This window comes from Undibacterium sp. Xuan67W (genome assembly GCF_049340165.1).
Taxonomy (GTDB): Bacteria; Pseudomonadota; Gammaproteobacteria; order Burkholderiales; family Burkholderiaceae_D; genus Undibacterium.
Map to the genome: position 1 here is coordinate 1 of NZ_JBMPPN010000069.1, position 255 is coordinate 255.

Genomic DNA, 255 nt, shown 5'->3' on the forward strand with positions numbered 1-255 from the left:
AACCGAGAGTTTAATCCTGACGCACCCAATAAATCATGGGTGAGTGACATCACCTATGTTCGCACATACGAAGGATTTCTCTATGTGGCTACTGTTTTGGATCTATTTTCAAGACGTATCATTGGCTGGTCGATGGGGAAAAACATTGATCGACACCTGGTGATTGACGCTTTGCTTATGGCTAAATTAAGGCGTCAACCTCACCATCCAGTACTTTTACATAGCGATCAAGGTAGTCAGTATGGGAGCAATGAC

At 43.5% G+C, this 255-nt stretch carries 1 protein-coding gene; it reads left to right on the forward strand.

The window, feature by feature from the left end; genetic code table 11:
• On the forward strand, positions 1–255 hold a 255-nt coding region (locus tag ACO0LE_RS20300; RefSeq protein ID WP_422962132.1), incomplete at both ends, for a DDE-type integrase/transposase/recombinase.